Source organism: Calidifontibacter terrae (assembly GCF_054778835.1).
In genome coordinates, this window is sequence record NZ_BAAGZF010000007.1 from 525668 (window position 1) to 545191 (window position 19524).

Sequence of the window (19524 nt, forward strand, 5' to 3'; positions counted from 1 at the left end):
GCGGGAGCGCGTCGCGTTGGTAGGCTCGCAACGCACATTCCGGCCCTCGTCAGGAGTCAAACAACCGTGGTGGATTACAACGAGACCTTTGGTCCCGGAGACGTCGACGGTGGCGTCATCAACGTCGTCGTCGAGATCGGCAAGGGCAGCACCCTCAAGATCGAATGGGACCGCGACAACAAGGTCATGAAGCTCGACCGCGTCGAGCCGGTGATCTTCGCCAAGCCCACGAGTTACGGCTTCATCCCGCAGACCCTCGACGAGGACGGCGACGAACTCGACGTGCTGATCCTCACCGAGGAGCCGCTGCCGACCGGGCTGGTCATGGAGGCGAAGGTCATCGGTGTGATGAAGTTCGTCGACGACGGCGAGGTCGACGACAAGGTGGTCGTGGTGCCCGCCGACGATCGCAACACCGGCGACTCGATCACCTCCCTGAATGACGTCGCCCCGCAGTTGATCAAGCAGATCGAGTTCCACTTCAACAACTACAAGGCGTTGAAGAAGCCGGGCTCGACCAAAGTCGAACACTGGGGCGACACCCAGGAAGCGATCGCGGTCATTCACGAGTCGATCGAGCGGTGGAACACCAAGTAGTCGCTCCCGATGGGCCGGCGGCGCTGTTGCAGCGCGCGCCGGCCCATCGCGTCTCGCCGCGCGCGCGGTGGATGTGGGCCAGCGGGGAGTTGGTCAGCAGCGTGGTGCTCAGCGCCGCGGTGATTTGGCTGCACACCACCGGCTGGGTTCCCCGTCCGTGGAGCACCCTCCTGCTGGTGGTGGTGCTTGCTGAGTCGGTGTTGTCGGTGGTAGCGGTTCCGCTGTGGCGCTACCGGGTGCACCGCTGGGAGGTCACCGCCGACGCTGTCTACACCCAGCGCGGCTGGCTCTACCAGGAGCGTCGAGTGGCGCCCATCCCGCGCATCCAAACCGTCGACACCCAGCGCGGCCCGCTGGCCCAGCTGTTCAAGCTGGCGAGCGTGACCGTCACGACGGCCTCGGCCAAGGGCGAACTGCGCATCGATGGTCTCGACCGTGCCGACGCCGACCGCCTCGCGCAGGAACTGACCGCGATCGCCGCGGCCGATGGTGGGGACGGAACCTGATGCCCGACGGCTGGCAGCGCCTCGACCCGCGGATGCTGCTGATCCATCCCTTCCGTGAATTGGGTCGAATGATCCCGGCCCTCATCGGCGTCGCGTTCGCCGGCAGCCGGTTGGGTGGCAGCGGTTGGTGGTGGCCGCTGGTGGGCGTCGGCATCGTCGTCGGATCCGGCGCGCTGCGCTGGGTGACCACGACCTATCGCTTCGGGCCCGATCAAGTGCAGTTGCGAACCGGGCTGCTGCGCCGCAACACCATCACCGCCGCAACCGACAAGGTTCGTACGGTGGATGTATCGGCTTCGCTCCTACACCGCGTTCTCGGCCTCGCGAAGGTGCAGATCGGCACCGGCGGCGAGAATCACCTCGAACTCGATGGACTCCCGGCGCAGGAGGCAGCCTCGCTGCGGATGCGGTTGTTGCAGCGCGTGGAACGCGCGGTTCCGGCGGTGGTCGGAGATGTGGTCCTACCGGCCACCAGTTCTGCACCTTCAGCTTCGGTGAAGGCACCGCCCGCGGATGAAGTCCTCTACCGTTTCCGCCCGATCTGGCTGCGCTACGCCCCGCTGGGACCCACCGGATTCGTCGCTGCCGCAGCGCTTTTGGGGTTTCTCAGCCAGTTTGGCAACGAGTTCCACTGGTGGGCCCGGGGCGCCCACGTCATCGCCGGCGCTGACGCTCGCGGGCTGTGGGTGTTCGCGGTGCTTGCCATGGTCGGCGTCGTGGCGATCGCCGCGCTGGCGATCATCGGATTCGCGATCAGCTACTTCGGATTCACCCTCAGCCGCGACCCCCAGGGCCACACCCTGCATCTGCAACGCGGCCTGCTGACAACCCGCTCCACCTCACTCGAACTGCGGCGTTTGCGCGGGGTCGAGGTGCGACGCCCGCTGCTGCTGCGCTGGGCCGGGGCTGCCCGCCTCTACGCCGTCATCACCGGGCTGACCGAGGACGATCACAAGCCCGGCCAGGATTCCCTCATCGCGCCCGCGTCACCGGATCGGGTGGTCGCGCGTCTGGCCGACGAGGTGTTGGGGGACACCGCGCTGCACCTTCGGTTGCAGTCGCACGGTGCGGCTGCAACCCGGCGACGTTACGTACGGGCCCTGGGGCCGGTGGCGGTCGCTGCGGCGGCCGTTGTCGTCCTCGGTGTCTGGTCGGGCCATGTCCTGCCCGCGGTCGTGGTGGCGCTGCTGGCAATACCGGCGGCGTACGCCCTCGGTCGCGACCGCGCCCGCAGTCTCGGCCACACGGTCGCGGAGCGCCATCTGGTGGCCCGGCGTGGATCGCTGCTGCAGCGTCGGGTGGCCCTGCAACGGCACACCGCGGTCGCGGTGACCGTGCGCAGCACCCCGTTCCAGCGGCGCGTCGGTTTGGTGACCGCGCAGGTTGCCACCGCGGCCGGCCGCCAGCGCTACAGTGTGCCCGACGTCGACCCAGCCGCCGCCGCGCGGATCGCCGCGGCCATGCTGCCGGTCAGCTCCAGCTGCGAACCCACATCAGGTTCGAGTAGTCATTGAACGGAATGACCTGGGCGGTATAGACCGGCCAGAGCAGCACGAACAGCGCGATCGTCACGATGGTGAACGCACCCACCGCCGCAAGGCCGTACTGTCGCCGTCGCCACGACGCATCGGGTTTGCCGAGCATCAGCCCCAGCACGAACACGACGGCCAACACGACGTACGGCTGGAACACGATCGAATAGAAGGTGAAGATCGTGCGCTCCTGGTAGCTGAACCAGGGCAACCAGCCCGCCGCGATGCCGGCGATGATCGCGGCCGCGCGCCAGTCGCGGCGCAGCAACCAGTGGAAGATCAGGAAGGCCAGGGCGATGGTGCCCAGCCACCAGATCGACGGGGTGCCGATCGGGTTGATGATCTTGGCGCACTTGTCGACCGTGCAGCCGTCCTGGCCGCGGGTCGGGTATTCGGCGAAGAACAAGGTCGGGCGGGACTGGATCATCCACGACCACGGGTTCGACTCCCAGTTGTGCGGGGCCGTGATGCTGGCCGCCGACTTGTACATCTCGATGTGGTACTGCCACAGCGAGCGCAGCGACGCCGGTAGCCAGCCGAAGAGGGTGCTGTCGGGGGAGAAACCGGAGTCCCGCACCGCCGGGTTGTCCAGCGCCCAGCGCCGATCGAAACCATTGGTGGACCGGAACCAGCCGACCCAGGTGATCAGATAGGTGCCCAGCGCCACCGGCACCATCGCGACCATGCCGAGCAGCGCGTCCTTGATGACCGTGGCGCTCAGCCACCGGCGTACGCCGACCGCGCGCCGCGCGCCGAGGTCCCACCACACGCTCATCAGTCCGAAGAGCACCAGGTAGAAACCGCCCGACCACTTGGTGGCCATGTCGAGTCCGATGCAGACGCCGGCGACCCAGCGCCACGGCCGCAGCCCGAGCCACGGGCCCGCGTTCTTGGCTGCGGCATCCCAGGTTCCGGCGATCTTCCGGGCGGCGACCTTGCCGGCGAGGATTCCCCGCGTACGCTCCCGGTCGGCCAGCAGAGCGACGAACGCGGCCAGCGCCCAGAACATCACCATCACATCGAGGATGCCGGTGCGGGACATCACGAACTGCTGGCCCTCGAAAGCGGTCAGCAGAGCGGCGAGGGTGGCCAACAACGGCGATCGGAAGAGGTGCCAGGCCGCGCGACCGACCAGATAGATCGACAGGGTGCCGACCAGGGCAACCGCGAAGCGCCACCCAAAACTGGAGTTGATGCCGAACAGTTGCTCGCCACCACCGATCATCCACTTGCCCAGTGGGGGATGCACCACGAAGTCGGTCTGGGTGCCGTAGACCCCTTGCGACCAGTGGCCCATCGTGAACAACGAGTCGGCTGACTTCGCGCTTTCCACCGGCAGCGTCGGCTTCACCTCGATGCCGTGCTGGATCATCGACCAGCCCTCTTTGACGTAATACGTCTCGTCAAAAACCAACTGGTGGGGGCGGCCGAGGTCCCAGAAACGCAGGAAACCGCCGATGACCGTCACGATCGCGGGGCCGACCCACGCCCACAACTTTTCCTGAGCCGAACGTGGGCGCCCGAGCAGGCGCAGGCGCAACGCCTCGCGCTCGGTGGTCAGTGAAGGCACCCGGCGAGTGTAGGGAACTACGCTGGCCGACATGGCGGAAGGTGCGTTGGTCCTGGCAGCAACCCCGATTGGCGATCCGCGGGATGCCGCGCCGCGCCTCGCGCAGGAACTCGCGCAGGCCGACGTGATCGCCGCCGAGGACACGCGCCGGCTGCGCCGGTTGACCGACGAGCTCGGGGTGAAGCCACGCGGCAGCATCGTCAGCTATCACGAACACAACGAGGCGAAACGCACCGCGGAGTTGGTCGAGCAGGTGGCCCAGGGTGCTCGCGTGGTCGTGGTCACCGACGCCGGGATGCCGTCCGTCTCCGACCCGGGTTTCCGGGCGGTCGCCGCGGCGGCCGAGCGAGATCTGCGCGTGACGTGTGTGCCCGGCCCCTCCGCAGTGTTGATGGCGCTCGCGGTCAGCGGGCTACCGGTCGATCGGTTCTGCTTCGAGGGCTTCCTGTCCCGCAAAGCGGGGGAACGCTCACGTCAGGTCGCGGCGTTGGCCGACGAACGACGCACCATGGTGTTTTTCGAGGCGCCGCATCGCCTGGCCGAAATGCTCAGCGCCCTCGCGCAGGGTTTCGGCGACGACCGCCCCGCGGCCGTCTGCCGCGAGTTGACCAAGACCTATGAAGAGATCAAGCGCGGCGGCCTCGGTGACCTGGCGCAGTGGGCGATCGAGGGTGCTCGCGGCGAGATCACCGTCGTTGTCGGCGGCGCGCCCGCGGTCAACGCCACGCTGCCCGACGCACTGCCGCGGGTGCTCGCCCTCGTGACTGACGGCGTACGGCTGAAGGACGCCTGCGCGCAGGTCGCCGAGGCGACCGGACTCTCGAAGAAGGCGCTGTACGACGCGGCCGTTGCTGCGCGCTGAGCTCTTTCTGCTTGCTCGGTTACTTCTGGTTGCACCATGGGTCATACGGCAGCCGCAGGGTCGCTTTCGCCGGATCCTTCGCGGCATAACAGACCCAGATCGCGCCGCCCTGCCAGTCGTATTGGGCCTTGTCGACCGTGCCCGTCACCTGGTGGGTTTTGCCGTCGACGGCATAACGCACGGTCAGGGACAGATCAGTGCCGGAGGTCGTGCGCGCCGTGACGGTGCCGTCGGTCATGCCGCGATCGTGGGTCGAGTCGTGCAGCAACCGCTGACCGAGAGCGACAGCAATCAGCAACACCCCCACCGCGATGACCAGCAGCGGGATGATTCTGCGGTCACGCAATGGCTGCGGACTCTCGGCGACGTCGGCGCAACCGCCGCACCCGGCGAATCACGCGCCACATCACCCAGGCGAGCACAACCAGGGCGACGATCACCAGTAGGGGCAGGAAGACCGCGATCAGTGACAACCCGACCGAGCTGATGTCCTCGGCTGTCGACACGATCGGCGCTCCGAAGCCAACCGACGCGGTGTTGATCAGCGGGCGCGTTGTCGCCTTTCCGGTGTGGACCACCGCCGCGATCAGGCCGCCGCCGATGGCGGCGATCCACGGATTGCTTTGCATGAACGAGGAATGGTCGAGGGTCCCGGCGGAGTTCGTTGCGGCAGCCACCACGCCACCGATCGTCGGGCGTACGGCTGTGCCGACGATGTCGTTGAGGCTGTCGACCGCGGGGATCTTGTCGAGCACCAGCTCGGCGATCAGCAGCAGCGTGGCCCCACCGATCGCCCACCAAGAGTCGATCCAGGCGAAACTGCTCGGCAGGTTGATCACGTCGCTGAATCGCGCGAGCAGCGCGACCATGAGGAACGGGATGTAGGCGTTCAGTCCGGCCGCAGCCGAGAGGCCCGCTCCAGTGAGCGCAGCGAACATGGGGTCCTCCTTGCCGGGTCTGCGGCCGTCGGCCGTTGCGACCCCACATTAGGCCAGCGGGCCTTCATTCCGGTGCCAGCGGTAAACCCGTGCGGCCGAAGGTGGTTCCGCCTCCTAAACTCTCGACCATGAAGGTTCTGTCAGCGGTTGCCTGGCCCTACACCAATGGGCCCCGACACATCGGCCACGTCGCGGGCTTCGGTGTGCCCTCCGACGTATTTAGTCGTTACATGCGGATGGCCGGCCACGACGTGCTGATGGTCAGCGGCACCGACGAACACGGCACCCCGATCCTGGTGCTCGCCGACCAGGAGGGCATCGGCGTCCAGGAGATCGTCGATAAGTACAACGCGGTGATCGTGCAGGACCTGACCGATCTCGGTTTGTCCTACGACCTGTTCACCCGCACCACCACCCGCAATCATTACGCCGTCGTGCAGGAGATGTTTCGCCAGATCCGCGCGAACGGCTACATGATCGAGCAGACCACCAAGACGGCGATCAGCGCGAAGACGGGCCGCACCCTGCCCGACCGCTACATCGAGGGCACCTGTCCGATCTGCGGCTTCGCGGAGGCGCGCGGCGACCAATGCGACAACTGCGGCAACCAGCTCGACCCGATCGATCTCAAAGACCCGCGCAGCAAGGTCGACGGTCTGCCGCCGAAGTTCATCGACTCCACCCATTACTTCCTCGACCTACCGGCGCTCGCCAGCGCGTTGCAGACCTGGTTGGACCAGGTCGAGGCCACCGGAACGTGGCGCCCGGGAGTCATCAACTTCGCCAAGAACATCGCCCAGGACATGCACCCGCGCGCGATGACCCGTGACATCGACTGGGGCATCCCCATCCCGGTCGAGGGTTGGGAGTCCAAGCGGTTCTACGTCTGGTTCGACGCGGTCATCGGTTATCTCTCGGCGACGATCGAGTGGGCCCGCCGACTGGGCGAACCGGAGAAGTGGCGCGAGTGGTGGAACAACCCGCAGATGAAGTCCTATTACTTCCAAGGCAAAGACAACATCACCTTCCACGCCCAGATCTGGCCGGCCGAACTTCTCGGCTACGTCGGCAAGGGCGACAAGGGCGGCGAGCCCGGCCTGTACGGCGATCTGCAGCTGCCGACCGAGGTCGTCGCCTCCGGCTTCCTGAACCTCGGCGCTGGTCAGTTCTCGACCAGTCGGGGCAACGTCATCTATGTCCGGGACGTCCTGGACCGTTACGGCCCCGACGCGATCCGCTACTTCATCTGCGCCGCCGGCCCCGAGCAGCAGGACGCCCCCTTCACCTGGGAGGACTTCGTTCAGCGCAACAACTCCGAGTTGGTCGCCGGCTGGGGAAACCTGGTCAACCGCACCGCGTCGATGATCGCCAAGAACTTCGGCGAGGTCCCGGCGCCAGCCACGTTGGAAGAGATCGACCAAACGCTGCTGAGCGCGATCGCCACCGGCTTCGACACGGTCGGTGAGCTGCTGGCCAAGCAGCGTCAGAAGGCGGCCATCGCCGAGACGATGCGTTTGGTGCGAGAGGCGAACAAATACGTCACCGACACCGAGCCGTTCAAACTGAAGGGCGACGATCAGCGGGACCGGCTGGCAACGGTGCTTCACACGCTGGCTCAGGCATGCGTCGACCTCAACACGATGATGGCCCCGTTCCTGCCACACGCCGCGAACAAGGTGCACGCGACCTTCGGCGGGCAGGGCGAGTTCATCCCGATGCCGCGGATTGAACGAGTGGCTGACCTCGATGACGACACCCGCAACTACCCGGTGATCACCGGCGAATACTCCACGACGCCGCGCTGGGAACCGCGGCCGGTGACGGTGGGTGCGCCGGTCGCCAAGCCCACGCCAATCTTCACCAAGCTCGACCCGTCGGTGATTGATGAGGAGAACGCCCGCCTCGCCGGCGAGAGCGTGTGATCCCGACATGAGTCACAGCCAGCAGAGCAGTTCACACTCCGGCCCGCCGCCGGAGCCCAACCCGTTGCCGATTCCGGTGGTCGACAACCACACCCACCTCGACATGTCCCGCGAGGGTCAGGAGCCGATCGACGTCCCCGCGGCGATCGAGGCGGCCAAACGGGTCGGGGTGAACCGGATGGTGCAGGTCGGTTGTGATCTTCGGGGGGCTCGCTGGACGGTCGAGGTGATCCAGCAACACCGGGAACTCGTCGGTGGCATCGCGATCCATCCGAACGAGGCGCCGAAGCACGCCGAGGCCGGTGACCTCGAGGAGGCATTGGCCGAGATTGAGCAGTTGGCGGCCCACCCGCGAGTTCGGGCGATCGGTGAGACAGGCCTGGACTACTTCCGTACGGGCCCCGAAGGCGTCGAGGCTCAGCAGTACTCCTTCCGTCGACACATCGATCTCGCCAAGCGCACCGGCAAGGCGCTGCAGATCCACGACCGTGACTCCCACGACGACGTGCTGCGCATCTTGGCGCAGGAGGGCGCACCGGAGAAGGTGGTGCTGCACTGCTTCTCTGGTGACGTGGCGATGGCCCGCGAGTGCATTGAGCGCGGCTACTACCTCTCCTACTCCGGAACGGTCACCTTCAAGAACTCCCGGCCGCTGCGCAACGCGCTGGCGATCACCCCGCTCGACCAAATCCTGGTGGAGACCGACGCTCCTTACCTGACCCCGGTGCCGCATCGCGGCGCGCCGAACTCGCCCTACCTCATTCCGATCACGCTGCGGCTGATGGCCGACGTCCTCAACGTCGACGTGCCGGCCCTCTGTCGCGCTGTTTCCGACAACAGCGAGCGGGTTTACGGCACCTGGTGACAGCCGCACACCTTGTGAAACCTGTCACAAGGGCGGTCGGCCGCGAGCCGTCGGTGAGTTCGGCCGCAGTGTTTCGGTGAAATTCGCTGCGTGGCAACCGGATCGACGCGCGAGTATCACGTTGGGAAGTGGCTCGAGACGGCGGGGTTCGCCTACGCCTAGTGGGCCCTGTGATGCAAGAACGGTGACCGCGTCGTTATCGAAATTTGACCAAGCAACGATCGTCCGGCACCTTTGATCGGGTTAGCCCCAAGGCAATCCTCTGATGTGGACGCCGGTCACGACGGCCGATCCGCCCCGAATGTGAGGGAAGAAGCGAGTGGGTACGACTCGAAGGAGTCGGCCGAGAGCGCGCGTCCGATTGCCGGCGGGAACGTACCAGCATGGAGAATCTCTTGACTTTCGCCGTTAACCGTTCCATCACCGCAGCCGCGTCCGTCGCGGCCGTTGCCGCAATGACGCTGACCGCCTGTGGCGGTAGCGGAACCACCGCAGCCAACACCCCGCTGGGCTCCAGCTCCTCGACCACCGCCGCCGCGTCGACCTCGTCCGCAGCAACCGCGTCGGGCTCCTCCACCTCCTCCAGCTCGACCGCCACGGCCGTTGCGCCGACCCGCGCCGCGCAGCCGCAGGTCGCTCGTTCGCAGGCCCGTCCGGTCCTGAAGCTGACGACGTCGACCCAGTCGCTCGCTTTCGGCGTCGTGCGCCACACCGACTCCTCGCTGGCCAAGGGCAAGATCGAGGTGACCCGCAACGGTGTCGCCGGCATCCAGCGCGTGACCGTCACCAACACCGTCTTCAACGGCAAGGTCACCAGGTCCGTCATCACCAAGCGCGAGACCGTCAAGGCCCCGGTCGCCAAGGTCATCACGGTCGGCACCAAGACGGTTGCCCCCAAGCCCGTCGCCCCGAAGCGCACCACCACGACCACCCCGCGCACCACCGCCCCGTCCACCGGTGGCTTGGACCTGCGTCGCGCGGCGATGTGGGACCGCATCGCCCAGTGCGAGTCCACCGGCAACTGGTCGATCAACACCGGCAACGGCTACTACGGCGGCCTGCAGTTCGACATCGGCACCTGGCTGGGCGCCGGTGGCGGCCGCTTCGCTGCCCGCCCCGACCTCGCGTCGCGCGCTCAGCAGATCACCATCGCTAACAAGGTGTACGACTCGCGCGGTCTTGGCCCCTGGGGCTGCGCTCACGCGGCCTGATCGCCATTTAGCGATCCTCCGCTAACTCTGAGGCGACTGCTTTTTGCTCAGCTGACTCCCCACTCGGAGTCACCTGGCCGATCAGCAGTCGCCTCGCTGTTTCCGCCACTCCCTTACAACTAGGCTCGGCAACCGTGACTGACCACCTTCCCGCCCGTGACGATCAACTCCTCGGCCCCTCCGAAATCCGCGAGTTGGCTGCCGGCCTCGACGTGCGCCCCACCAAGCATTGGGGACAGAACTTCGTCATCGACAAGGGCACGGTGCGCAAGATCGTCCGAGTGGCCGGCGTCGGCCCCGACGACGTGGTGGTGGAGGTTGGTCCGGGGCTTGGCTCGTTGACCCTGGCGCTGTTGCCCCAGGTGCGCAAGGTGATCGCCGTCGAGATCGATCCGCGACTGGCCACCCAACTGCCGCAGACCGTACGAACCATCGCCCCGGAGCTCGAACCGCGCCTGACGGTGGTCACCCAGGATGCGTTGACAGTGACCGAATTGCCTGCTGAGCCAACGGCATTGGTGGCGAACCTGCCGTACAACGTCAGTGTGCCGGTCGTGCTCACCCTGCTCGAACGTTTCCCATCGCTGCAGCGGGTGTTGGTCATGGTGCAGCTTGAGGTCGCTGAACGGCTCGCCGCGCAACCGGGGTCGAAGGTCTATGGGGTGCCGAGCGTCAAGGCGTCCTGGTATGCCGATGTGCGCCTGGTCGACCGCGTCGGCCGCAATGTCTTCTGGCCCGCGCCCAACGTCGATTCCGGTCTGGTCGGGATGGTTCGCCGGGATCCGCCGACAACCGACGCGACGGCGCGAGAGGTCTTCGCGGTGGTCGATGCTGCGTTCGCGCAACGCCGCAAGACGCTGCGCGCGGCCCTTGCGGGGTGGGCTGGATCGCCGGTCGCAGCCCAGGAAGCTCTGGAGCGAGCGGGCATCGATCCCACCCTGCGCGGTGAGCGGCTCTCGGTCACCGACTTCGCGCGTCTGGCTGCCGCCCGATCCGCATAGGGTGTGGGCATGTCAGCAGGCAAGGGCGTCACCGTACGAGTTCCGGCGAAGGTCAATCTCGACCTGTCCGTCGGTGCCACGGTCGACGGGTTCCACCTGTTGTCAACGGTCTTCCACGCTGTCGACCTGGTCGACGAGGTGACCGTACGCCGCGCCCGTAGCTGGGGCATCAGCGTCACCGGCGAGTTCGCCGCGAAGGTGCCCGCCGACGATTCGAACCTCGCGCTGCGGGTCGCCCACCTGATGTACGACACCTACCACGGCGGTTGTGGCATCACGATGTGGCCGGTGCAGATCACCATCAAGAAGGCGATCCCGGTCGCCGGCGGAATGGCTGGCGGATCCGCCGATGCGGCCGCGACGATCCTGGGGATCAACGAGCTGTTCGATCTGCAATTGCCGGCCGGCGAGATGGCCGAGATCGCGGCAGAGGTGGGCTCTGATGTGCCGTTTGCGTTGGTCGGCGGAACGGCGCTCGGATCGAACCGCGGCGACGAAGTCCTTCCGGTGCTGACCACCGCGAAATACGAATGGGTCTTCGCCATCCACGGCGAAGGGCTGTCGACCCCCACCGTGTTCGCCAAATTCGACGAGCTCGTCCCGGAGGCGGCCGACCGGGTCCCGACACCGAACGAAAAGCTGCTGGCTGCCTTGCGTTCGGGGCGTCCGACCGACCTGGCGCCGGTCATCCACAACGACCTGCAGGATGCCGCGGTGGCATTGTTGCCGCGGTTGAGCGAGACTTTGTCGGCTGGAGTCGACGGCGGCGCGCTGGCCTCGTTCGTTTCCGGTTCTGGCCCGACCGTCGCATTCCTGGTCGAAAACCGCCGGGCAGCGCTCGACCTGTTGGTCACGTTGAGCGCCGCGAAGGTCGCCGACCAACTGGTGCTGGCCAGCAGTCACCCCGGCGGAGCCCGGGTCATTTCCACGAAGTAAGACAGGTGCATGGCCAATCTGATTGCCGCTGAACGTGTTTCCCTCGCGCTCGGAACGGCTCAACTGCTCGATGAGGTGTCCCTTGGGGTCGGCACCGGCGACCGGATCGGGATCGTCGGCCGCAACGGAGGCGGCAAGACCACCCTGCTGTCGGTGCTGGCCGGAACCCGGGAAATCGACAGCGGTCGACTGACCCGTGTCGGCGGACTGACCGCCGGGCTGCTCACTCAGCAAGATGGCATTGCGGCCGACACCACTGTCGCCGAAGCGGTGCTCGGCGATCGGGCCGAACACGAATGGGCCGGGCAGGCCCGCGTACGCGAGATCCTCGACGGTCTGCTCGGCGGCGTGTCCCTGGCTGGTGTCGGTGGCCCTGACCAGTTGGTCGGCCCTCTGTCTGGTGGCGAGCGACGTCGGGTCTCCCTGGCGCGACTGCTGATCGACGACCCCGACGTGTTGCTGCTCGACGAACCGACGAACCACCTCGACGTCGAAGGTGTGCAGTGGTTGGCCGACTATCTCGTCGGACGGCGGGCGACGACGAACAACGCGCTGCTGACGATCACCCACGACCGGTGGTTCCTGGACGCCGTCGCCACCTACACCTGGGAGGTTCTGGACGGCAGGGTGGAGCAGTACGACGGTGGCTATGCCGCCTACGTTCTGGCGAAGACCGAGCGTGCGCGGGTGGCCGCGACCACCGAGGAACGCCGACAGAACCTGCTGCGCAAGGAACTGGCGTGGTTGCAGCGCGGCGCGCCAGCCCGGACCTCAAAGCCGAAGTTCCGCATCGATGCGGCCAACGAACTGATCGCCGGCGAGCCCGACCCGCGCAACGAGGTGGAGCTGGTCCGCTTCGCCACCACACGTTTGGGCAAGGACGTCGTCGACCTGATCGACGCCTCGATCACGCTGGGCGACCGGGAGTTGATCCACCAGCAGACCTGGCGGCTCGCGCCCGGTGAGCGCACCGGCATCGTGGGTGTCAACGGGGCTGGCAAGTCGACCCTGCTGCGGGCCATCGCTGGCAGCCAGCCGCTGTCGGCCGGTAAACGCAAAGAAGGCCGTACGGTCCAGCTCGCGTTCCTGACCCAGGAACTGCGGGAGCTGGCCGACGTCATGGGGCTGAAGGTGATCGACGCGATCACTGAGGTGAAGTCGTACATCATGCTTGACGGCAAGGAGACGTCCGCGTCGACCCTGGCGAAACGACTGGGCTTCAGCGGTTCGCGGCAGCAGACCCGGGTCGGCGACCTCTCCGGTGGCGAGAAGCGCCGACTGCAGTTCCTGCGACTGCTGATGTCAGAACCGAACGTGTTGTTGCTCGACGAACCGACCAACGACCTGGACATCGAGACGTTGACCTCGATGGAGGACGTCCTCGACGGCTGGGCTGGCACCCTCATCGTTGTCTCGCACGACCGCTATCTGCTGGAGCGGATGTGCAATCGGCAGGTGGCGTTGATGGGCGACGGTGCGATCACGTCGCTGACCGGGGGAGTCGAGCAGTTCCTGGAACTGCGCGCGCGCCGAACCGCGACGACTGCTACGGGCGGGTCCAGTGGCTCCTCGCCGAGCGCTTCCGCACCCGCCGACGGCCTCTCCGCGGGAGAACGCCGGGACCTGCGCAAGACCGTTGCCCGACTGGAGAAGTCCCTGCAGCGCAGCGCCGAGCAGGAAGACAAATTGCATGCTCGGCTGCTCGACGCCGCGAATGACCACGTGAAGGCAACCGAGCTGGATACCCAGTTGCGCCAGCTCCATGCCGAGCGCGAAACGCTTGAAATGCAGTGGCTGGAGGCCGCTGAACAGTTGGGGGAGTAACGGTTCCACGCGCTGGGCATTGATAAAGAGCCAGCAAAGGACTCGCCAGTAGCGTTGCGGCTGGGGCGCAGGAGGTCCACGATGTGCGAATCTCACCGATCGGCCGGTTCGGCCGAATCACAGCGCCACAGCGGAGGTACGCCGATGACCGATACAGCCGTCGACAAGGAGTCGAACGAACCACCCGCGAGTGGATTGGACGCTGAACAGGTCGGCTATAAACAATCGCTCGGCAACCGCCAGGTCCAGATGATCGCGATCGGTGGCGCCATCGGCACCGGTCTGTTCCTGGGCAGCGCGTCACGGTTGAACAGCACCGGCCCTGCTCTTTTGCTCAGCTACGCCTTTGTGGGTCTCATCGCGTTCCTGCTGATGCGCGCCCTGGGCGAACTAGTCCTGCACCGCGCGACCTCGGGCGCCTTCGTCTCGTGGATGCGTGAGTTCTACGGCGAAAAGTGGGCCTATGTCACCGGCTGGATGTACTGGCTGAACTGGGCATTGACCGGCATTGCGGAGCTCTCCGCCGTCGGCCTCTACGTTCAGCACTGGTATCCGAACACCCCGACCTGGCAGTCGGTGCTCATCGCCTTGGCGGTGGTGCTCGGCGTGAACCTGATGTCGGCCAAGGCGTTCGGTGAGTTCGAGTTCTGGGCGGCCATCGCAAAGGTGTCAGCCATCTTGGTGTTCATCGCGGTCGGCCTGTTCGTGGTCGTGCTGGGGCGCAACGTCGGTGGCCACAAGGCCGGCTTCCAGAACATGTGGAACAACGAGGGTGGCTTCTGGCCAACCGCAGGTGATTACCACTGGTACGGCCCGATCTTGGTGATGTCCGGCGTTGTGTTCGCCTATGCCGCGATCGAGATGGTCGGTGTCGCCGCGGGTGAGATGACCGACGCCAAGAAGGAAGTGCCCAAGGCCGTGAACGCGGTGATCTTCCGCATCGCGGTGTTCTACTGCGGTTCGATCATGCTGCTGGTCTCGATGCTGCCGACCAAGGAATACAAGGCCGGCATCAGTCCATTCGTCACCGTCTTCGGTCGAATGGGTTTGAGTTGGATGGGTGACCTCATCCAGGTGGTGCTGATCATCGCGGCGATGTCCAGCTTGAACTCCGGCCTCTACTCGACCGGGCGCGTTCTGCGCAGCCTGGGGATGGCCAAGCAAGCTCCGCGGTTCACCCTGAAGATGAGCTCGTCCGGTGTCCCATGGGCCGGCATCGTGATGACTGCGGTGGTTCTGGTGCTGGGCGCCGTGCTGAACGCGGTGGCTCCGGGTGCGGCCTTCGAGATCGCACTGGAAGCCGCGTCGGTGGGTGTGCTGTTCACCTGGGGCACGATCTTCGTCTGCCAGCTCCGGCTGCGAAGGCTGAGCAACAAGGGAGTCATCCCGGCCAGCAGCTTCCAGATGCCGGGAAGTCCGTGGACCAGTTACATCGGAATCGTGTTCCTCGTGCTGGTGCTGTTCGGCATGGCGATCTCGGGGTGGCAGTCGTCGCCGTACTTCTGGCAGAAGACCGACTTCATCGTCGTGGTGATCGGTATTCCGATCCTGGCCGTGGTCCTGCAGCTCGGCTGGATGGCCGTACGTCCGGCCGTGTTGCGCAACACCGACGGGCAGATTCGCAGCGTGTGGTCCGACACGGGTCCGCGCTATGGCAAGAAAGCCGTGATCGCTGATCCGGAAGGGGATGAGTGACGATGACTACTCTGCTGCGTCGTCGCCGAATGCTGGTGGCCTGTGCCCTTGTTGCAACCGTCGGCCTGGGAGGGTGTTCGTCCTCCAGCCAGAGTTCCGAGAAGTCGCCGACGCCAAACGGCGCGAGCGGAAGCTCAAAGCTGACGATTGGGATCGCTGGCGATGAACCCGGGCTCAGTCTCGTCTCCGGTTCGACCTACGTCGGGTTCGACATCGACGTCGCCAACTATGTGGCGGGCAAGATGGGGATTCCGACCGCCAACATCACCTGGAAGGTGATTGATCAGGCCCAGCGTGTTCAGGCCCTCAGCGACGGATCGGTCGACATGGTCGTCTCGACCTTCTCGATCACCCCCGAGCGGGAAAAGACGGTCTCATTCGCCGGCCCCTACTTCGTCGCCCACCAGACGCTGCTGACCCGACGCAACGACGACACGATCACCGGCGCGACCTCGCTCGATGGAAAGACTCTTTGCTCGGCCACCGGCACCACCTCCGGTGACTACATCAAGTCGCACTACGCCGGAAAGATCACCCTGCGTGAGGTGCCGACCTGGAGCGAGTGCGTGCGCAACCTCTACGACGGCACCGTCGACGCGGTCAGCACCGACGATGTGTTGCTGGCCGGTTTCGCCTCGCAGTCCAAATACAAGGGAGTGCTGAAGCTGACCGGGTCTGGTCTGACCAACGAGAAGTACGGCGTCGGGGTCAAGAAGGGCAACACCGCGTTGGTGGCCAAGGTCAACACCGCGCTGAAGGAGTTCATCTCCTCGGGAGAGTGGAAGAAGTCACTGAACAAGTGGGTGACTCCCTCCGGCTACAGCATCCCGAAACCGCCGACCGTTGGCTGAGTCGCTCGCCCAGTTCCTCGGGCGGCATGAGCCGTTCGCGGCGCTGGGCGCAGAACAGTTGGCGCGCCTGGCCGCGGCGGCCCAGGTCTCGCACTATGCGAGCGGCGAGCTGGTGTTGGATGCCTTCGAGCACCCCTCGGTCGACGTTTTCGTGGTGATCTCGGGGGCGGTCAACCTCTGGAACGACGCCAAACTGACGACCGAGGCTCCCGACGAACAGGTGGTCGCCGGCGGCGTCTTCGGGTTCTCGGCGATGCTGACGGAGCGGTCGATCGGACCACTCGCGGTGGCTGCTCGCAGCAGTCGGATCGCGCTGATTCCCGGTAGCGAGGCCGGTGTCGCGTTCACCTCGCGCAAAGGCGCCCAGTTTCTGGCCGCCAACATCGGTCCGCGGTCCGACCGCGAAGCAGCGATCCGGATGACCGCGGAGTCGGTGCTGGACCGGGTGCCGCCGGCCGCAGCCCCGCTCCCCGAGGGTGCGACCGCTGCCGCCGCGGCGCGGCAGATGTCGGACGAGAGCCGTGACTACGCCGTCGTACGGCTACCCGACGGTTCCAGCGGATTGGTCACCGATCACTCATTGCGGCGGCAGATCCTGGTCGAGGGACAAAGCCCGCAGACCCCGGCCCGCGATGTCGTGGACCCGCTCCCGCCGCGGTTGCCGGTGACCGCAACACCAACCGAGGTGCTGCTGGCGCTGCTCGACACCGGCGCGACGCTCGCGATGATCACCGACCGGCGCAAGAACCTGCAGCAGGTGGTGCACCTGCGGGACGTTGCCGCCTCGCCGGTCGACGTGTCGTTGCACGAACGGATCCGGCGAGCCGAAACCCCCGACGCCCTGGTCGAGGCGGCGCTGCGGGTTCCGGAGCTGCTGCGCAATCTGCTGCGCGGAGGTCTCTCTTCCGACCGGGTGATCAGGGTGAATTCGACGATGATCGACGGTGTCACCAAGCGGGCCCTCGAGCTGAGCTTCGAGCAGCGCAACGACGTTCGCCTGGATGACCTCAGCTTTCTCATGCTGGGCAGCAACGGCCGACGCGAAGCGGTCCTCTCCTCCGATGTCGACACCGCGGCGGCCTTTCCCGACGACACTCCCGAGGAGACGATGGCCGCGGCGCGAGAAGCGTTCGCCGAAGCCGGACTGCTGCTCGCCAGGGTCGGGCTGACCCGCGACAAACACGGAGCGATCGCTAGTCGGGCGCCCTTCTCGCGGACCCGTGCGCAGTGGCTGGAGGCGGCCAGCACCTGGGTCAGGCAGCCGGCCAAGAATGAGGGCGGGATGTTCATCTCGCTGCTGTTGGACTCCCGGCCGCTGACCGGTGACCCCACGCTGGCGGATCTGTCGTCTGCGCTTCAACCCCTGCGTACGCACGCCGGAACGATGCGCCTGCTGCTCGGCGCGGCGTTGTCGACCAAAGCGCGATACCGCGCGCCGCGGCCGCCATTTGTGAGCCGGTCGGCCCAGTTCGACATCAAGCGACACGCGATCCTGCCGGTGGTGAATCTGGCTCGCTGGGCGGCGCTCGCGGCCGGGGTCGAGGCGACGACGACCAAGGGACGACTGACCGCCGCGTCGGGTTCGCCGATGCTGCCCCGCGATGCGGCGACGTCGATGGTCGAGGTCTTCGGGGTGTTGCAGCGGCTGCGCCTGCACTACCAACTCGCGCAGACCGAGCAGGGCGAGCGACCAAGCGACGCGTTGACGATGCAGCAGATGTCATTGATCGACCGATCGTTGTTAGCGCAGGCGGTGCGTGAGATCTCCGCGGTGCAGCGCAGAATGGCGAACGTGTCAGCTTTTGTATCGTCCGACGAGTGGACCGGACCGCAGCTCGGATGACTTCTTCGCGACGTCGCGTCGCCGTGATTGGTGACGTCGGCGGCCATCTCGACGTCCTGCGCGATGAACTGCGCACCCTCGGCGCCGATCCCGACAGCGGTCGGATTCCTCCGGACCTGGTGATCATTCAGGTCGGCGACTTGATCCATCGCGGTCCCGATTCCGGCGGGGTGATCGATCTGGTCGACACGATCCACCGGGCGAGTCCGAGCCAGTGGGTCCAGTTACTCGGGAACCATGAAGCCCACTACGTCCACGACCGGGTCTTCGAGTGGCCGGAGGAGCTACCCAGCGAGGCGGCCGACCGGCTGCGCGCGTGGTGGGGCGAGCGTTCGATGGTGGTGGCCGCTGCGTTCCGCAGCGAGACCGGGGACTACCTGATCACCCACGCCGGGCTGACCGCGGGCTTCTGGCGCAGCGTGCTCGACACTCCGGTCACCGCCGTCGAGGCGGCGGCGCGGCTGAACGCCTTGGCGGGGCGGCGCGACGGCGCGTTGTTTCGGACCGGGGTGATGGTGGCCGGGCGGCGTCCGTCGTCGTCCGCGGGACCGCTGTGGGCGGAAGCCGCTCGGGAACTGGTGCCGAGCTGGTTCCAGACCCGAATGCCGTTCCACCAGATCCATGGCCACAGCGGCATCACCGACTGGGAGAGCGGTGAAATGCGCGGATCGGACGAGGTGATCAAGGCGACCACCGCGGATGACTCAACCCGTCACGAGGTGAGTCAGTTGGACAGCGGGGTCATCATCGGGATAGATCCCGACCACGGTCGAACGGCCGCGCCGGTCAGTGCCGCCTGGATCTCGGACTGCAGGGGTGCGGTCATGACGTTCCCGTCGGAGCAGGAAGTCAGCCCTCCAGGGTCGTGAGCAGGCCGCGCAGATTCGTCGCCAGTGAGCGACGGCCGGCAGCAGGCAGGCTCGACAGCAGTCGCTGCTCCTGAGCCAGCAGATCTTCGAAGGCCGCGTCGACGATCCGTTGTCCTGCGTCGGTGAGTCGGACCAGCACTCCGCGCCGGTCGTTGGGGGCCGGGCGGCGCTCGACAAAGCCGCGGGCGGCAAGTCGGTCGACCCGGTTGGTCATGGTGCCGCTGGTGACCAGGGTCTGCTGGCCGAGGGCGCCGGGGGAGAGTTCGTACGGTGCCCCGACCCGGCGAAGCGCGGAAAGCACGTCGAACTCCCAGGCGTCGAGATCGTGGGTCGCGAAGGCGCCGGCCCGAGCGAGATCGAGGCGGCGCGCGAGGCGGGTGATGCGGGAGAGCACCAGCAGGGGGTCGACATCGAGGTCCGGGCGTTCGCGACGCCAGGCGTCGACAATGAGATCGACCTCGTCGGCGGTGGGCTCGGGCATGCTGCCGATCGTAGTCGATGT

The 19524-nt window shown here is 66.5% G+C and carries 18 protein-coding genes; 14 read left to right on the forward strand and 4 right to left on the reverse strand.

Features of this window, described 5'->3' with window-relative positions:
- Positions 1-69: 69 nt before the first annotated feature.
- The 3 genes from ACYU98_RS14095 to ACYU98_RS14105 are packed head-to-tail and all read left to right on the forward strand — an operon-like array spanning position 70 to position 2617.
- On the forward strand, positions 70-597 hold the full coding sequence (locus ACYU98_RS14095; protein WP_460468845.1) for an inorganic diphosphatase: 528 nt from the start codon (positions 70-72) through the stop codon (positions 595-597).
- Positions 582-1103, forward strand: coding sequence for a PH domain-containing protein (locus tag ACYU98_RS14100; protein WP_460468846.1), 522 nt, complete (start codon positions 582-584; stop codon positions 1101-1103). Before ACYU98_RS14095 ends, ACYU98_RS14100 begins: the two co-directional genes overlap by 16 nt.
- Positions 1103-2617, forward strand: a complete 1515-nt coding sequence (locus ACYU98_RS14105) for a PH domain-containing protein (protein WP_460468847.1) — start codon at positions 1103-1105, stop codon at positions 2615-2617. Before ACYU98_RS14100 ends, ACYU98_RS14105 begins: the two co-directional genes overlap by 1 nt.
- Here the strand turns inward: ACYU98_RS14105 and ACYU98_RS14110 are convergent.
- Complete coding sequence (locus tag ACYU98_RS14110) at positions 2574-4205, reverse strand: dolichyl-phosphate-mannose--protein mannosyltransferase (RefSeq protein WP_460468848.1); 1632 nt, start codon at positions 4203-4205, stop codon at positions 2574-2576. The genes ACYU98_RS14105 and ACYU98_RS14110 overlap by 44 nt on opposite strands.
- 31 nt (positions 4206-4236) lie before the next feature.
- On the opposite strand from ACYU98_RS14110, the gene rsmI reads away from it, so the two are divergent.
- Positions 4237-5067, forward strand: coding sequence for a 16S rRNA (cytidine(1402)-2'-O)-methyltransferase (gene rsmI / locus ACYU98_RS14115; protein ID WP_460468849.1), 831 nt, complete (start codon positions 4237-4239; stop codon positions 5065-5067).
- A 19-nt stretch (positions 5068-5086) separates the two neighbouring features.
- Here rsmI and ACYU98_RS14120 read toward each other — a convergent pair whose 3' ends face one another.
- Both ACYU98_RS14120 and ACYU98_RS14125 read right to left on the reverse strand, forming a co-directional pair.
- Complete coding sequence (locus ACYU98_RS14120; RefSeq protein ID WP_460468850.1) at positions 5087-5413, reverse strand: hypothetical protein; 327 nt, start codon at positions 5411-5413, stop codon at positions 5087-5089.
- Entirely contained in the window at positions 5406-6005 is a 600-nt protein-coding gene (locus tag ACYU98_RS14125) for a DUF4126 domain-containing protein (RefSeq protein ID WP_460468851.1), read from the reverse strand. The genes ACYU98_RS14120 and ACYU98_RS14125 overlap by 8 nt, the downstream gene beginning before the upstream one ends.
- Positions 6006-6133: 128 nt before the next feature.
- Between ACYU98_RS14125 and metG the strand changes: the two genes are divergently transcribed.
- The 10 genes from metG to ACYU98_RS14175 all read left to right on the forward strand — a co-directional run bounded on the left by metG (position 6134) and on the right by ACYU98_RS14175 (position 19022).
- Positions 6134-7927 carry a methionine--tRNA ligase gene (gene metG / locus ACYU98_RS14130; RefSeq protein WP_460468852.1) on the forward strand — a complete coding sequence of 598 codons (1794 nt, stop codon included), beginning with the start codon at positions 6134-6136 and terminating at the stop codon, positions 7925-7927.
- Positions 7928-7934: 7 nt separating this feature from the next.
- A complete protein-coding gene (locus ACYU98_RS14135; protein ID WP_460468853.1) occupies positions 7935-8792 on the forward strand; it encodes a TatD family hydrolase in 858 nt (285 codons plus the stop codon).
- A 383-nt stretch (positions 8793-9175) separates the two neighbouring features.
- Positions 9176-10003, forward strand: a complete 828-nt coding sequence (locus ACYU98_RS14140) for a transglycosylase family protein (protein ID WP_460468854.1) — start codon at positions 9176-9178, stop codon at positions 10001-10003.
- Positions 10004-10137: 134 nt separating this feature from the next.
- Positions 10138-11004 carry a 16S rRNA (adenine(1518)-N(6)/adenine(1519)-N(6))-dimethyltransferase RsmA gene (gene rsmA / locus ACYU98_RS14145; protein ID WP_460468855.1) on the forward strand — a complete coding sequence of 289 codons (867 nt, stop codon included), beginning with the start codon at positions 10138-10140 and terminating at the stop codon, positions 11002-11004.
- A gap of 9 nt (positions 11005-11013) precedes the next feature.
- Positions 11014-11940, forward strand: coding sequence for a 4-(cytidine 5'-diphospho)-2-C-methyl-D-erythritol kinase (locus ACYU98_RS14150; protein ID WP_460468856.1), 927 nt, complete (start codon positions 11014-11016; stop codon positions 11938-11940).
- A 9-nt stretch (positions 11941-11949) separates the two neighbouring features.
- The gene (locus tag ACYU98_RS14155) at positions 11950-13764 is read left to right on the forward strand and encodes an ABC-F family ATP-binding cassette domain-containing protein (protein ID WP_460468857.1); all 1815 of its coding nucleotides are present in this window, start codon (positions 11950-11952) and stop codon (positions 13762-13764) included.
- Positions 13765-13908: 144 nt separating this feature from the next.
- Positions 13909-15459, forward strand: coding sequence for an amino acid permease (locus tag ACYU98_RS14160; RefSeq protein WP_460468858.1), 1551 nt, complete (start codon positions 13909-13911; stop codon positions 15457-15459).
- A gap of 2 nt (positions 15460-15461) precedes the next feature.
- The gene (locus ACYU98_RS14165) at positions 15462-16310 is read left to right on the forward strand and encodes a glutamate ABC transporter substrate-binding protein (RefSeq protein WP_460468859.1); all 849 of its coding nucleotides are present in this window, start codon (positions 15462-15464) and stop codon (positions 16308-16310) included.
- Positions 16303-18153 carry a putative nucleotidyltransferase substrate binding domain-containing protein gene (locus ACYU98_RS14170; protein WP_460468860.1) on the forward strand — a complete coding sequence of 617 codons (1851 nt, stop codon included), beginning with the start codon at positions 16303-16305 and terminating at the stop codon, positions 18151-18153. Before ACYU98_RS14165 ends, ACYU98_RS14170 begins: the two co-directional genes overlap by 8 nt.
- Complete coding sequence (locus tag ACYU98_RS14175; RefSeq protein WP_460468861.1) at positions 18150-19022, forward strand: metallophosphoesterase; 873 nt, start codon at positions 18150-18152, stop codon at positions 19020-19022. Before ACYU98_RS14170 ends, ACYU98_RS14175 begins: the two co-directional genes overlap by 4 nt.
- On the opposite strand, the gene ACYU98_RS14180 is transcribed toward ACYU98_RS14175, so the two are convergent.
- Complete coding sequence (locus ACYU98_RS14180) at positions 19003-19503, reverse strand: MarR family winged helix-turn-helix transcriptional regulator (RefSeq protein WP_460468862.1); 501 nt, start codon at positions 19501-19503, stop codon at positions 19003-19005. The two genes, ACYU98_RS14175 and ACYU98_RS14180, sit on opposite strands and share 20 nt — an antisense overlap.
- Positions 19504-19524: the final 21 nt, after the last annotated feature.

Bases quoted from the DNA above. Each gene is read 5' to 3' on its own strand.
- ACYU98_RS14105 (WP_460468847.1), top strand. From the start codon at position 1,103: ATGCCCGACGGCTGGCAGCGCCTCGACCCGCGGATGCTGCTGATCCAT.
- rsmI (WP_460468849.1), top strand. From the start codon at position 4,237: ATGGCGGAAGGTGCGTTGGTCCTGGCAGCAACCCCGATTGGCGATCCG.
- ACYU98_RS14125 (WP_460468851.1), bottom strand. From the start codon at position 6,005: ATGTTCGCTGCGCTCACTGGAGCGGGCCTCTCGGCTGCGGCCGGACTG.
- metG (WP_460468852.1), top strand. From the start codon at position 6,134: ATGAAGGTTCTGTCAGCGGTTGCCTGGCCCTACACCAATGGGCCCCGA.
- ACYU98_RS14135 (WP_460468853.1), top strand. From the start codon at position 7,935: ATGAGTCACAGCCAGCAGAGCAGTTCACACTCCGGCCCGCCGCCGGAG.
- ACYU98_RS14140 (WP_460468854.1), top strand. From the start codon at position 9,176: ATGGAGAATCTCTTGACTTTCGCCGTTAACCGTTCCATCACCGCAGCC.
- ACYU98_RS14150 (WP_460468856.1), top strand. From the start codon at position 11,014: ATGTCAGCAGGCAAGGGCGTCACCGTACGAGTTCCGGCGAAGGTCAAT.
- ACYU98_RS14155 (WP_460468857.1), top strand. From the start codon at position 11,950: ATGGCCAATCTGATTGCCGCTGAACGTGTTTCCCTCGCGCTCGGAACG.
- ACYU98_RS14160 (WP_460468858.1), top strand. From the start codon at position 13,909: ATGACCGATACAGCCGTCGACAAGGAGTCGAACGAACCACCCGCGAGT.
- ACYU98_RS14165 (WP_460468859.1), top strand. From the start codon at position 15,462: ATGACTACTCTGCTGCGTCGTCGCCGAATGCTGGTGGCCTGTGCCCTT.
- ACYU98_RS14175 (WP_460468861.1), top strand. From the start codon at position 18,150: ATGACTTCTTCGCGACGTCGCGTCGCCGTGATTGGTGACGTCGGCGGC.
- ACYU98_RS14180 (WP_460468862.1), bottom strand. From the start codon at position 19,503: ATGCCCGAGCCCACCGCCGACGAGGTCGATCTCATTGTCGACGCCTGG.